This is a genomic window from uncultured Flavonifractor sp. (genome assembly GCF_944387675.1).
In the GTDB taxonomy this organism is placed as follows: domain Bacteria; phylum Bacillota; class Clostridia; order Oscillospirales; family Oscillospiraceae; genus Flavonifractor.
In genome coordinates, this window is the sequence record NZ_CALXFV010000066.1 from 1 (window position 1) to 13,141 (window position 13,141).

12 protein-coding genes and 1 tRNA gene are annotated in these 13,141 nt (G+C 60.1%); 3 read left to right on the plus strand and 10 right to left on the minus strand.

Translation table 11 applies throughout. The features are described from left to right. Position 1: 1 nt before the first annotated feature. Positions 2-77, plus strand: a tRNA-Val gene (locus Q0J74_RS07405). Between the two features lie 89 nt (positions 78-166). Here the strand turns inward: Q0J74_RS07405 and Q0J74_RS07410 are convergent. Further along, the gene (locus Q0J74_RS07410; protein ID WP_297212808.1) at positions 167-364 is read right to left on the minus strand and encodes a hypothetical protein; all 198 of its coding nucleotides are present in this window, start codon (positions 362-364) and stop codon (positions 167-169) included. Positions 365-596: 232 nt separating this feature from the next. Between Q0J74_RS07410 and Q0J74_RS07415 the strand changes: the two genes are divergently transcribed. Next, positions 597-947 (plus strand): Asp23/Gls24 family envelope stress response protein, encoded by a 351-nt coding sequence (locus Q0J74_RS07415; RefSeq protein WP_297212810.1) that lies wholly within the window; start codon positions 597-599, stop codon positions 945-947. Between the two features lie 31 nt (positions 948-978). Next, a complete protein-coding gene (locus Q0J74_RS07420) occupies positions 979-2,658 on the plus strand; it encodes a DAK2 domain-containing protein (protein WP_297212812.1) in 1,680 nt (559 codons plus the stop codon). A 51-nt stretch (positions 2,659-2,709) separates the two neighbouring features. On the opposite strand, the gene Q0J74_RS07425 is transcribed toward Q0J74_RS07420, so the two are convergent. The 9 genes from Q0J74_RS07425 to Q0J74_RS07465 form a co-directional block, all read right to left on the minus strand. After that, positions 2,710-3,432: an amino acid ABC transporter ATP-binding protein gene (locus tag Q0J74_RS07425; RefSeq protein WP_297212816.1), complete on the minus strand. Its 723-nt coding sequence runs from the start codon at positions 3,430-3,432 to the stop codon at positions 2,710-2,712. Continuing rightward, entirely contained in the window at positions 3,419-4,150 is a 732-nt protein-coding gene (locus Q0J74_RS07430) for an amino acid ABC transporter permease (protein WP_297212818.1), read from the minus strand. Before Q0J74_RS07430 ends, Q0J74_RS07425 begins: the two co-directional genes overlap by 14 nt. 71 nt (positions 4,151-4,221) lie before the next feature. Then, complete coding sequence (locus Q0J74_RS07435; RefSeq protein ID WP_297212820.1) at positions 4,222-5,094, minus strand: transporter substrate-binding domain-containing protein; 873 nt, start codon at positions 5,092-5,094, stop codon at positions 4,222-4,224. 200 nt (positions 5,095-5,294) lie between these two features. Then, positions 5,295-7,031, minus strand: a complete 1,737-nt coding sequence (locus tag Q0J74_RS07440) for a peptide ABC transporter substrate-binding protein (protein WP_297212822.1) — start codon at positions 7,029-7,031, stop codon at positions 5,295-5,297. A 201-nt stretch (positions 7,032-7,232) separates the two neighbouring features. Beyond that, positions 7,233-8,303, minus strand: coding sequence for an ABC transporter ATP-binding protein (locus tag Q0J74_RS07445; protein WP_297212824.1), 1,071 nt, complete (start codon positions 8,301-8,303; stop codon positions 7,233-7,235). After that, entirely contained in the window at positions 8,296-9,345 is a 1,050-nt protein-coding gene (locus tag Q0J74_RS07450; protein ID WP_297212826.1) for an ABC transporter ATP-binding protein, read from the minus strand. Before Q0J74_RS07450 ends, Q0J74_RS07445 begins: the two co-directional genes overlap by 8 nt. A 16-nt stretch (positions 9,346-9,361) precedes the next feature. Then, positions 9,362-10,705: an ABC transporter permease gene (locus Q0J74_RS07455; protein WP_297212828.1), complete on the minus strand. Its 1,344-nt coding sequence runs from the start codon at positions 10,703-10,705 to the stop codon at positions 9,362-9,364. Between the two features lie 2 nt (positions 10,706-10,707). Beyond that, complete coding sequence (locus Q0J74_RS07460; RefSeq protein ID WP_297212830.1) at positions 10,708-11,649, minus strand: ABC transporter permease; 942 nt, start codon at positions 11,647-11,649, stop codon at positions 10,708-10,710. Between the two features lie 509 nt (positions 11,650-12,158). Further along, a complete protein-coding gene (locus Q0J74_RS07465; RefSeq protein ID WP_297212832.1) occupies positions 12,159-13,037 on the minus strand; it encodes a GNAT family N-acetyltransferase in 879 nt (292 codons plus the stop codon). Between the last annotated feature and the right edge of the window lie 104 nt (positions 13,038-13,141).

Here is a 13,141-nt window from a genome sequence, read left to right on the forward strand (position 1 = left end):
TGGACGATTAGCTCAGCTGGTAGAGCATCCGCTTGACGTGCGGGAGGTCACAGGTTCAAGTCCTGTATCGTCCACCAAAAAAGGCGCCTGCGCTGGCAGGCGCCTTTTTTTCTGTCTCACAGAAAACCGGGTGTGCCGCTTATGCGCCGCACACCCGGTGTTTCCTTTAGTTCTCCCAGTCGGCGTAATCCTCCGCCTCGTCGGCACAGCAGCAGCAGCTGTCCTTCCCGATGTCCAGCATACCCTTGAGCTTGCACAGCAGTTCCATGATCTTATCCCAGTAAAGAACGGCGGCGTAGACCAACGCACCCAGTACGGCCAACAGCGCAAACAGGCTGGCCAGAATGCAGATCAGTTTCTTCATGTCAAAAACAGCCTCCTTTTCTTTCCACTTATTGCGGATGCTATCAGTGTACACGTTTCCCGTGCAAAATACAAGTGTCCGTCCCCACTTTTCCGAAACTTTTTCCCTTGTAATTTTCCTGAAAATAGAATACAATAGAATGACGAAATATGAACAACACTCCCCCATCATTCGGGTATCTGCATGGATCCCATTGTTCGGGTCCACTCCCAGGAAAGGAAGGGATGCATCCATGAAATTTCAAACGGAACAGGGCGAAATCACCATCAGCAGCGAGGTGTTCACCAATATCACCGGCGCCGCCGCCACCAACTGCTACGGCGTAAAGGGCATGGCGGTACGCTCCAAGGCCGACGGCCTGGTTCACCTGCTGCGGCGGGAGTCTATGGGGAAAGGCGTCAAGGTCTCCTACAATGAGGATTCCTCCGTCTCCATTGAGCTGCACATCATCGTGGACAATGGCGTGAACCTGATGGCGGTAAGCCGCTCCATCATGAGCGAGGTCCGCTATATCGTGCACCGCACCACCGGCGCCGAGGTGCGCAATGTGGACGTGTGCATCGACTCCATGGTTATCGGCTGACCCACCGCCATCGAAAGGAAGGAACAGTGACATGAGAGAGCGTATTGACGGAGCGTCCCTGGCCCAGGCGCTGATCCATGCGGCCGCCTCCATCAATCTGCAAAAGCAGCAGATCAATGAGCTGAACGTCTTCCCCGTCCCCGACGGGGACACCGGCACCAATATGAGCCTGACCATCTCCACCGCCGCGGCGGAGTTGAAAAAGAAGCAGCCCCGTACCGTGGGCGAGGTGGCGTCCATCAACGCCTCCGCCCTGCTCCGGGGCGCCCGGGGCAACTCCGGGGTGATTCTGTCCCTGTTGTTCCGGGGATTCTCCAAGGCGGTAAAGGACAAGGACACCATTGACGGCCGGGATCTGGCCATCGCCCTGGACTTCGGCGTGGCCGCCGCCTACAAGGCGGTGATGAAGCCCGCCGAGGGGACCATCCTCACCGTCTCCCGGCTGGCCGCCGCCCGGGCGGCCGACGCCGCCCGGAAGAATCCCAACGATCCGGAGGCTGTGCTGGAGGCCGCCATCAACGAGGGTCTGGTGGCGCTGGAGCACACCACCGAGATGAACCCGGTGCTGAAAAAGGCGGGGGTGGTGGACGCCGGAGGCAAGGGATTTTTGGTCATCCTTCAGGGTATGCTGGACTCCCTGCGGGGAGAGCCCTTGCCGGAAGGCGCCGAAGCGTCCAAGGCGGAGAGCAAAACCGACTACGCCGCCATTGCCGCCGAGGAAATCACCTTTACTTTTGACACGGTGTTCATCGTCCGCAAGACCACTGACAGGGAGCTGACCTCTTTTGAGGCCTATCTGAACAGCATCGGCGACAGTCTGGTTATCGGCGAGGACGACGACTGCTTCAAAGTCCACGTCCACACCGACATCCCCGGCGCCGCCCTGACCGAGGCCCAGAAGTACGGCACCCTGGAGCTGGCCAAGATTGAGAACATGCGCACCCAGGCGGAGGATCTGGCCGCCGGCCGCCACATCCAGAGCACCGATGATCTGGAGGAGGACGGCCACGACCATGAGGAGCAGGGCGGCCGGAAGATCGCCCCGCCGGAGAAGAAGTACGGCGTGGTGGCGGTGGCCGCCGGCGAGGGCCTGGCCGCCGTGTTCAAGGACCTGGGGGCCGATGGGGTCATCAGCGGCGGACAGACCATGAATCCCTCTACCGACGACATCATGAAGGTTATCGACGCCACCCCGGCGGAGATTGTGTTTGTGCTGCCCAACAACGGCAACATCATCATGGCCGCCCAGCAGTGCGTTCCCCTGGCGGAGGGCAAGCAGGTAGTGGTTCTGCCCACCAAGACGGTGCCTCAGGGCATCTCCGCCCTGATGATGATGGACCCGGAGGCGGAGGAGGAGGCCAACGTGTCCGCCATGACCGAGGCCATCGGCAACGTCCACACCTCCGAGATCACCTACGCCGCCCGGGATTCCGACTTTGACGGCTTTGCCATCAAGCGGGGAGACTACCTGGCTCTTACCGAGCATCAGCTCTTCGGCACCGACCGGAAGCTGGACAAACTGCTGCGCCGGCTGGCGGAGGATCAGAACCAGCAGAGCGCGGAGTTTATCAACATCTTCTACGGGGAGGATGTATCGGAGAAGGAGGCCCAGAAGGCCCTGAAAATTTTCTCCGAGTGCTGCCCCAACGCGGAGATTACCCTGTTGTCCGGGGGGCAGCCGGTGTATTACTATATGATTTCCGCCGAATAACCAAGGATAAAAAACCGTCCCATCCGGCCGGATGGGACGGTTTTTTGTGTATTACAGCACCTTGGACAGAAACTCGATGGTGCGGGGTTCCCTGGGATTGGCAAAGAAGGCGTGGGGCTCATTCTGCTCCAAAATATGTCCGCCGTCCATGAAGAGCACCCGGCTGCCCACCTCCCGGGCAAAGCCCATCTCGTGGGTGACCACCACCATGGTCATGCCCTCCTCCGCCAGCTGCTTCATGACCTCCAGCACCTCCCCCACCATCTCTGGGTCCAGGGCGGAGGTGGGCTCGTCAAAGAGCATCACCTTGGGCTTCATGGCCAGGGCGCGGACGATGGCGATGCGCTGCTTCTGGCCGCCGGAGAGCTGGGCGGGATAGGCGTCCGCCTTCTCCTCCAGACCCACCCGCTTCAGAAGGGCGGTGGCGGTATCGTCTGCCTCCGCCTGGCTCATCAGCTTGGTGCGCACGGGGGCCAGGGTGATATTCTTCCGAATGGTCATATTGGGGAAGAGATTGAAGTGCTGGAACACCATGCCCATCTGCTGGCGGACCTTGTCAATGTCGGTCCTTGGGTTGGTGATGTTGGTCCCTTCAAAGGTAATGGTACCCTTGCTTGGGATTTCCAGCAGATTGAGGCAGCGCAGGAAGGTGGACTTGCCCGAGCCGGAGGGGCCAATGACCACCACTTTCTCCCCGGGATAGATGTGCTCGGAGATGTTGTCCAATACCAGGTGGTCTCCAAAGGATTTGGACAGGTTTTTAACGTCGATCACTTTGACGCAGCCTCCTTTCCAGCTTCCCCTGGAGCCAGGTGAAGATAATGACGATGGCTAAGTACATCAGGGCGGCGCCGATCAGGGGCGGCATGTAGTCAAAGTTCCGCCCGCCTATGCGGGCGGCGTAGTAGGTCAGCTCCATGGCGCCGATGGCGTTTACCAGAGAGGTGTCCTTGAAAAGGGTAATAAACTCATTGCCCAGGGAGGGCAGAATGTTCTTAAACGCCTGGGGTACCACAATAAAGCGCATGGTATCCAGGTAATTCAGGCCCAGGGAACGCCCCGCCTCGCTCTGTCCCGCATCCACGCTCATCAGTCCGCCCCGAATGATCTCCGCCACATAGGCCCCCGAGTTGATGCCCAGGCCGATAATGCCCACCATTACCTTGTTCCGGCTGGAGGACAGTATGACAAAGCTCCAAATCAGGATCTGCACCATCATGGGGGTGCCTCGGATCACCGTGGTATAAATGCCGCATACCGCGTTGATCAGGCCCAATACAGGGTTGCGCCGGCCGGGCCGCTGCTGGTCGTGGGAGGTGCGCACCACCGCCACTACCAGTCCCAGCAGTACGCCGATCACCAGGGCGGCCACCGTCATGATCAGGGTGTTCTCCAGCCCCTGGAGATAGAGCTTCCACCGGTCCTCCTCGATAAAGGCGGTGTAAAAGCGGGGGAGCAGCCGGTCAAACCACTCGATCAGCCCTTGGATCATAGGGGTCCTCTCCTTTCTCCCGGTTCAAAAAGGAAGGGCGGCCCGGAAGGCCGCCCTTCTCTCAAACTATCTTAGTCCGCGGTGATGTATTTGTCAACAATAGCCTGGAAGGTGCCTTCCGCCTTCAGCTCGGCCATGGCCTCGTTGATGGCATCCAGCAGCGCGGTGTTCCCCTTCTGCACGGCGATGGCGTAGTCCTCCACTACCCACTGGCCGTCCAGGATCTTCAGACCCTCGTTGGCCGCCACATAGGACTCGGCGGGAGCGTTGTCGATGATCACCGCGTCGATCTGGCCGCTCAGCAAGGACATCACCGCCAGGGCGCCGGTGTCAAAAGCAGTGACGTGGTCCTCACCGTAGCCGCCGTTCTCCGGGGTGTCGGAGGCGTAAATGTAACCGGTGGTGTCCGCCTGGCAGCCGATCATCTCGGCGTTGACCAAATCATCAATGGTCTGGATGGGGGAGTCCTCCTTCACAATGACCACCTGCACCCCGGTGGCATAGCTCTCGGAGAAGTCCATGACCTCCTCCCGCTCGGGAGTGACGGTGATGCCTGCCATGGCAATGTCGCTCTGGCCGCTCTGCACAGCGGTGAGGGCGGCGTTAAAGGCCATGTCGTCCACCACCAGCTCTAGGCCCAGCTTTTCAGCAATGGCCTCGGCCACCTCCACGTCGATGCCCTCAAACCCGCCGTCGTCGGTGGTCATCTCATAGGGAGGGAACGCGGCGTTGGTGGACATGTGCAGTTTGCCCGCCTCCACGGTGGTAAACGCGCCGGTGGAGCCGGTCTCGGCGGGAGCCTGGCTCTCTTCCGTCACAGGGGCGGTATTCTCGTTGTCGGGGGTCTCGGCATTGCCGGTGGTGCCGCTGCCGCAGCCGGCCAGCAGGCTCAGGGACAGAGCGGCGGTCAGGCCCAGCAGGGCCAGCTTCTTGAAGTTCTTCATATTGTATTCTCTCCTATTCATGCTATCCTCTTGAGGTTTCCTTATTTGGTTACGTCTTATTATACACGGTATTCAATAAAATGCAATATTTATTCACCCGTCAAAGCACACAAAAAACCCATTGGTTTTCCGCCGTTCTCTGACAGTGGACCGCGTAAAAAGGGCGGAGCCAACCGGCTCCGCCCTTTTCAAAGCTGAAATCAGCCCTTGGTGCAGTGGTCGAAGAGGAAGTAGCCCAGGGGGGTGTAGTACATGCCGGACACGTTGTCGGCCAGCATATACTTCTGGGTGTAGAAGTACAGGGGACACAGAGCGTAGTCCTGACCCATGATGATGTCCTCAGCATCATGCATCAGCTGCATCCGCTCGGCGGGATCGGCAGAGGCCTTGGCAGCCTGGATCTTGGCATCGTACTCGGGGTTGGCATACTGAGCGTCGTTGTTGCCGCCGCCGGTGAGCCACATATCCAGGAAGGACATGGGATCGTTGTAGTCGGCAATCCAGCCGTTGCGGGCGATGGAGTAGTCGCCGTCCTTACGGGTCTGGAGGAAGGTGGCCCACTCCTGGTTGTCCAGCTGCACGGTCACGCCCAGCACGGTCTGCCACATGTTCTGCAGGGCCTCGCCAACAGCCTTGTGGCTGTCATCGGTGTTGTACAGGTAGGTGACAACAGGGAAGCCCTCGCCGTTGGGATAGCCGGCCTCGGCCAGCAGAGCACGGGCCTCCTCGCAGTTGGCCTCATAATCGGCGTCGGTGGGCTTGTAGTAGTCGCCGCCCACGGTGCGGAAGTCGTCACCGGTGGCGCCCTCGGCGTCATAAACGCCGGCGGGTACGAAGCCGCCAGCCTCAACCTGGCCGGTCTGGGTGATCTGCTCCACAATGTAGGTGCGGTCAATGGCCAGAGTGAAGGCCTTGCGGACGCGGGCATCATCGAAGGGGGCCTTCTGGGTCTGGTAGCACACGTAGTAGGTGCCGATGTAGTCCACGATCTTCAGATCGCCGGAGGCCAGCAGGCCGGCCACCTCGTCGGTGGGCATCTGCTCAATGAAGTCCAGCTCGCCGGAGTTGAAGCCGGACAGCATGGCGTTGGCGTCGTCCATCAGCTTGAAGGTGATCTTGGAGGGACCCAGAGTGTCTACACCGTAGTAGTACTCGTTGGGCTCCATGACGATCTCGGAGTTGGTCACACGGCTGGTCATCTTGTAGGCGCCGTTGGAGATGTAAGTGTCGGGGCTGTAAGTCCACTGGTCGTTGCTCACGATGTCCTCGCGCACGGGGAAGGTGGCGGGGAAGGCGCAAATCTCAGTAAAGTAGGGCAGATCGGAAGTGATGGTGACCACGAAGGTCTTGTCGTCGGGAGCGGAGACGCCCAGTTCACTGGGGTCCTTCTCACCGGCCATGATCTCGTTGGCGTTCACCACGCAGTCGATCATGTAGTTGTAGTCAGCCGCGGTCTCGGGGGTAACCAGGCGCTGCCAGGAGAACACGAAGTCGCCGGCGGTCACATCCTGGCCGTCGGACCACTTGATGCCGTCCCGCAGGTGGAAGGTATAGGTCACGGTGCCGTCGTCGTTGGTCACCTTGTCATAGCTCTCGGCCTGGCCGTAGTCCAGGGCAGCGTTGTTGCAGGTGCCGTCGGAACCGGGCGTCTCCACGCCGGAATCCACCCAGCGCATCAGGCCCTCAAACATGTGGCTGAGCATGATGGCGCCGTCCACCGCGCTGTTCAGAGCGGGGTCAATGGTCTGGGGCTCGGAAGCGACGTTGACGGTAATCTCGTTGGCGACCGTCTCGTTGCCGCCGCTGGTCTCCTGAGCCTGGCTGTTCTGGGCGTCAGGAGTCTCGCCGGAGCTCTGGGTGCCGTTGCCGCAGCCGGCCAGCAGACCGACTACCAGAGCCGCAGACAGAAGCAGAGACAGAAGCTTCGTCTTTTTCATAATTGGACCTCCATCTTTCAATTTTGTATCGTCTCGCCTTGCGGCAGGATACACAACATCGGTACGGTCCCTTGGCGTCCGCAAAGCGGACGCCAAAAGGCCATGGCCTTTTCTGTGCTATGGTGCATTATACCACAGCTGTAACAAGACTGTAAAGAATTTGTTGCAAAACTGTTAAATCTTTCGTCTATACCCCTTATATTATCCCAATAAATGGCAGGCCGCCCAGTGGCCGGGCGCATGCTCTTTGAGCTGGGGGACCGCCTGCTTGCATTGCTCGGTGGCGTAGGGGCAGCGGGTGTGGAACCGGCAGCCCTTGGGCGGGTTCATGGGGGAGGGAATGTCCCCCTCCAGCACAATCCGCTGGCGGGAACGGCTTACCTCCGGGTCGGGTACCGGCACCGCCGACAGCAGCGTTTTGGTATAGGGATGAATGGGGTTCTTATTCAGCTCATAGCTCTCTGCCAGCTCCACCAAGGTACCCAGATACATGACCCCGATGCGGTTGGAGATGTGCCGCACCACGCTGAGGTCATGGGCAATGAACAGATAGGTCAGACCCAGGTCATGCTGCATGTCCTCCAGCATGTTCACCACCTGGGACTGGATGGACACGTCCAGGGCGGAGATCGGCTCGTCGCACACGATGAATTCCGGCTTTACAGCCAGGGCGCGGGCAATGCCCACCCGCTGCTGCTGGCCGCCGGAAAATTCGTGGGGATACCGGTTGGCATGCTCGGTATTCAGGCCCACCATGCTCAGAAGCTCCTTGATGCGCTCGGTGCGCTCGGCCTTGCCGGAGCAGAGCTTGTGGATATCCAGCGCCTCGCCGATGATCTCCCCCACCGTCATTCGGGGATCCAGGGAGGCGGAGGGGTCCTGGAAGATGATCTGCATTTTCCGGCGGTAGGGCAGCATGTCTACCGACTTGGGCTTGGGGACCGGCTTTTTCACCAGCACGGCCTCGGAATGCATGGCCCCGTCCGCCCCCTTCACCGACATGGTCTTGGCCTCAAAGGGATACTGGTGTTCATAGATGGGTTTGCCGTCATAGACAATTTTGCCGGAGGTGGGCTCATGAAGCTGGAGAATGGTGCGGCCCAGGGTGGTCTTGCCGCAGCCGGACTCCCCCACCAGCCCCAGGGTCTCCCCCCGCTTGATAAACAGGGACACATCCTCCACCGCCTGGACGCCGGGACCTTTCACGCCCTTGACAGGAAAATACTTGGTCAGATGGTCCACCTGCACCAGGATGTCGTTCTTCTCACTCATGCTCAGGCACCTCCTTGGTCTCAGCGGCGCCCTGCTTTTCCCGCTGGAGCTGCTCCTGCACCCGCAGCCAGCAGGCGGAGCGGTGGCCGTCCTCCAGCTCCACATACGGCGGCATCTTTTGCAGGCAGATCTTCATGGCGGATTCGCACCGGGGGGCGAAGGGGCAGCCCTCCGGCGGGTTGAGCATATCCACCGGGGTACCCTCGATGGGGATCAGCCGCTCGTAGCTCTCGGCGTCCACCCGGGGCATAGACCGCAGCAGGCCTATGGTGTAGGGATGGCCGGGCTTGTAGAAAATGTCGTCCACCGGACCCTGCTCCACCATCTTGCCGGCGTACATGACGGAGACCTTGTCGCAGATTTCCGCCACCACGCCCAGGTTGTGGGTGATGAAAATGATGCCCATGTGGGTCTTTTTCTGCAAATCCTTCATCAGCTCCAGGATCTGGGCCTGGATGGTCACGTCCAGAGCGGTGGTGGGCTCGTCGGCAATGAGCAGCTGGGGGTGGCAGATCAGGCCCATGGCGATCATCACCCGCTGGCGCATGCCGCCGGAGAGCTCATGGGGGTACTGACGCATCCGCTTTTCCACATTGTTGATGCCCACCAGCTCCAGCATCTCCATGGCCCGCTTGGCGGCCTCCTGCTTGCTCACCTTCTTGTCGTGGGCCTTCAGGGCCTCGATGAGCTGGTTGCCGATGGTATAAACCGGATTGAGGCAGGTCATGGGGTTCTGGAAGATCATGGCCACCTTGGAGCCGCGGAGGGCGATCATCTCCTCCTTGCTCTTGGCCAGCACGTCCTCCCCCTCCAGGGTAATGGACCCGCCGATCACTTTGCCGGGAGACTGCAAAAGGCCGATGATGGAGTAGGCCTCCACACTCTTGCCGGAACCGGACTCGCCCACGATGCCCATAACCTCGCCGTAGTCCAGATCATAGCTGATGCCGCCCACCGCTTTCACCTCGCCGGCGGGGGTGAAGAAGGAGACGTGGAGATCCTTCACTTCCAGCAGCTTGCCGGTTTTTTCATGTTCTGCCATGTTGTCTCCTCCTTTCTTATTTCTTCAGCCGGGGATCCAGAGCGTCCCGCAGGCCGTCGCCAAACAGGTTCAGGCACAGGATCATCAGGCTCAGGATGGCGGCGGGGATAAACAGGCGGTAGGGATAGCTGTTCAGACCGCCCAGGGCGTCGGAACACATGGAGCCCAGGCTGGTCATAGGCGCGGACACGCCCATGCCCAGGAAGGACAGGAAGGACTCGGTAAAGATGGCCGACGGAATTTGCAGGAAGGTGGTGGTGACAATCTGGCCGATGCAGTTGGGCAGCAGGTGGCGCTTGATGATGCGCCCGCCCTGGGCGCCCAACGCCCGGGCGGCGGTGACGTATTCCTGCTGCTTGAGCTGGAGGATCTGGCCGCGGATCAGCCGGGACATGGTCACCCAGTACAAAAGCCCGAAGGTGAGGAAGATGGAGATCAGGTTGGCGCCCAGCAGGGTCACCAGCCTTTGCAGCGGCCCGTCGCCGGAGTTTTGAAATTCCTCAAAGATGGGCTTCAGGGTGGAACCCATGAGCAGGATGATCAGCACTTCAGGAATGGTGTAGATGACCTCCACAATGCGCTGCATGACGGCGTCCACCTTGCCGCCGCAGTAGCCGGAGACGGAGCCGTACAGGGCGCCGATCACCAGCACGATCACCGCGCAGCAGATACCCACGATCATGGAGACCCGGGCGCCGATCATGGTACGCACCATGATGTCGCGGCCCTGGGTGTCGCAGCCGAAGACGTGGGGGAACACCGACTCGCCGGCGGCCATCCGCTCCAGCTCGGCATTGGTGTAGCCGAAGGGCTTGGCCTTGATGCCCAGTGCCTTGATGGCATCGTCCTGGGTCACGTTCTCCTCGCCCTTGCCCTGGTTGGCCTTGGCGGCGGCGCGGATCTTGGCCGCGTCCACTGCGGAGAGGGTCTCGCCACGGGCGGCCGCCTCCGCCTCCGCCTGGGCCACCGCCTCCTCAGGGGACAGATTGGCCGAGCCGGTGTGCTCCTCAATATAGGCGTTGATCTTCTCCTGGTCCTCCAGGGAATAGTGCCAGGGGTGGATGTTGTTGGCCCCGGAAATCACCTGGTCATAGCTGTAAGGGACGATGAACGGCCCCACGAAGGCAAACAGCGCCAGCAGAATGACGATGACCATGGCCACCATGGCCACCTTGTTCTTCCGCAGACGCCGCCAGGCGTCCTTCCAATAGGATACGCTCTTCCGGTCCTGGATAAAGCTCTCCTTCTCCGCGGCGCTGGCCGGCTCAAAGGCGTTCTCAGGCAGGTCGTTCCAGCTCAGAATATCGTCGATATCGGGCTGGAGGGAACCGATGGCCCGCTTCAGTTTCTTTTCCGCCACAATCAGTGCCCTCCCTTCCCCAGGTTGATGCGGGGATCCACCAGCTTATACAGCAGATCCACAATCAGGTTCATGGCGATGATAAAGGCCGCTAGGAATATGGTGGTTCCCATAATCAGCGGATAGTCCCGGTTGGAAATGGACGAGACAAAGTAGCGGCCCAGGCCGGGAATGGTAAAGACCGTCTCCACCACAAAGCCGCCGCACAGGGTAAAGGCAATCTGAGGACCCAGATAGGTAATGACCGGGATGAGCGCGTTGCGTAGGGCATGCTTGAAAATGATCTTCCCGTTGCGCAGGCCCTTGGCCCGGGCCGTCTTAATATACTCCTGGTTGATGGCATCCAGCATGGCCGTCCGGGTCTGGCGGGACAGATAGCACATGGGATAAAAACCCAGCGCCAGGCAGGGCAGCACATAGCTCTCCGGCGTACCTTTAAACAGTGCCGGGAAGAACTTGATCCCCTCAATGCCGCCGGTAAACACATGCAGCAGCATCGTGGCAATCACGAAGCCGGGCATGGAGATGCCCACCGTACAGATCACCCGCAGCAGACTGTCCACCCAGGTACCCCGGCGGTAGGCCGCCAGGCAGCCCAATGGGACGCCCACCAATATGGCCCACAGAATGGCGATGGCGCCAATGCTGGCCGAAATGGGGAACATAGTCAGAATAATCTCCAGTACCGGCCGGTCCTTCTGCATCTTGATGGAGTTTCCAAAATCCAAATGGATCAGATTCTCCAAATACTTGCCCAGCTGCACAATCAGGGGCTTGTCCAGGCCGTATTTGGCGTTCAGCGCGTCAATCGTGGCCTCCGTCGGTGTCTTTTCCGACAGCCACGGGTTGCCCGGGACTGCGTTCATCAGGAAAAAAGTGAGACAGATAACCACCAATAGAGTGATCAATGCCATCAGCACTCTTTTCAACACGTACTTTGCCATTTCTTCACTTCCTATCCCATTCTCAGCCGCTGACACGCCCATTTTTTGGTTTTTACCGGCCCCCGGCTTGCATCCCAGGCGGACAAACGTCCGCCGCCAGGGGGCGTTCCAATCACTCCGCATACAGAACAGTCCCACCCGCCGGCGTTTAGAAAAACCCACCTGAAAGGGTTTGTATATTTTATCCTAAATCTGGTCCTCCGTCAAGAGTTCCATCCCCCTAATTTGATGGTTGTGCTGTCATTTCCTGCATGTGTCCTCTCAAGGAGGACATATATTCTTTTTTTGTCTTTCCATTTTTTAAATTTCCCTGATATTTCCATTCGAGAAAAGAACGGAATTTCACGGGGGATTTTTAAGAAATTCAGATGATTTTATATACTTATTCAAAACATTTTATATATTCATTCATCTTGTTTTCACAACGAAGCATTTTTTCTGCATCAACCCCGTCATTTTCATGCAAAAAGGCGGCACGTGGCGCCGTGCCGCCCACCGCCGCCGGCGGCTCAGTCAAAGCCCAGGCCCAGATAGCCGGGAGTGGCTTCCCCCCATTGCCCGGCAAGCTCCGGCCGGTACCACTTGAGCATGCCGAAGGGGCGGAGCCGACTGTCCGGCAAACCCGCCCAGGCGGCGGGGGTTCGCACCTGACAGCGGCGGCCGGGATACAGCGCCCCAAAGGCCTCCACACCCCGGGACAGCTGCTCCGGCGGCAGCAGCAGCTCCTTGAAGACCAGCCGCGCCTCATCCGCATACTCTACCGCGGCACAGCCCTCGGCGCCGCCTGCGGTTACCCGGAACAGACCGCCCCCGGTCAGGCGGCCGATCTCCTGCTGGTAGCGGATCAGCCCGTCCGGATAGCACACCGACGGGGTATCCGCCAGCAGCCGGTGGCGGATGGCGTTGTAGGCTTCGGCCTCCACTGCCTCCACCCGGCTGCCGGAGGAGGTGTCAGGAGCTTGGGGGCAGGTCCGCTCCGCCGTGCGGGTGAAAAAGCCGTTGGTGAAGCCCGCCGCGGCAAAATAGGCAAACAGGCCGGGCTGGGCCGGCACCACCGTGGCGCAGTCGGCGCCCCGGGCGCGGAGAAGCCCGTCCGCCTCACGCAGCAGACGCAGGCCGTATCCCCGGCCCCGGGCCTCCGGGGCGGTGGCCAGGGCGTACACGTAAAAGCCGCTGGCCCTTTCGCCCCCGGGCAGCGTCAGACCGTGGGGCAGCAGAGCCAGCATAGAGACCAGTTCTCCCGCCTCCAACAGCAGCAGCATGCACTCCGGACCGCCGCAGCACCGATAAAATGCGTCGATATACCGCGGATCGTCTCCAAACACGCTTTGCCACAGCCGCTCCTGGGCCTCCCGCTCCTCCGGGCGGGAGAGACGCACCTCTGTCATGGTACCGCTCCTTTCTCTCTGCCGGCCTGTCACGTCCGCATCACAGCCGCGTACTTCTCCACCATCAAGTCGGGATAATAGGACTCCTTGGCCTTTCGCAGGCC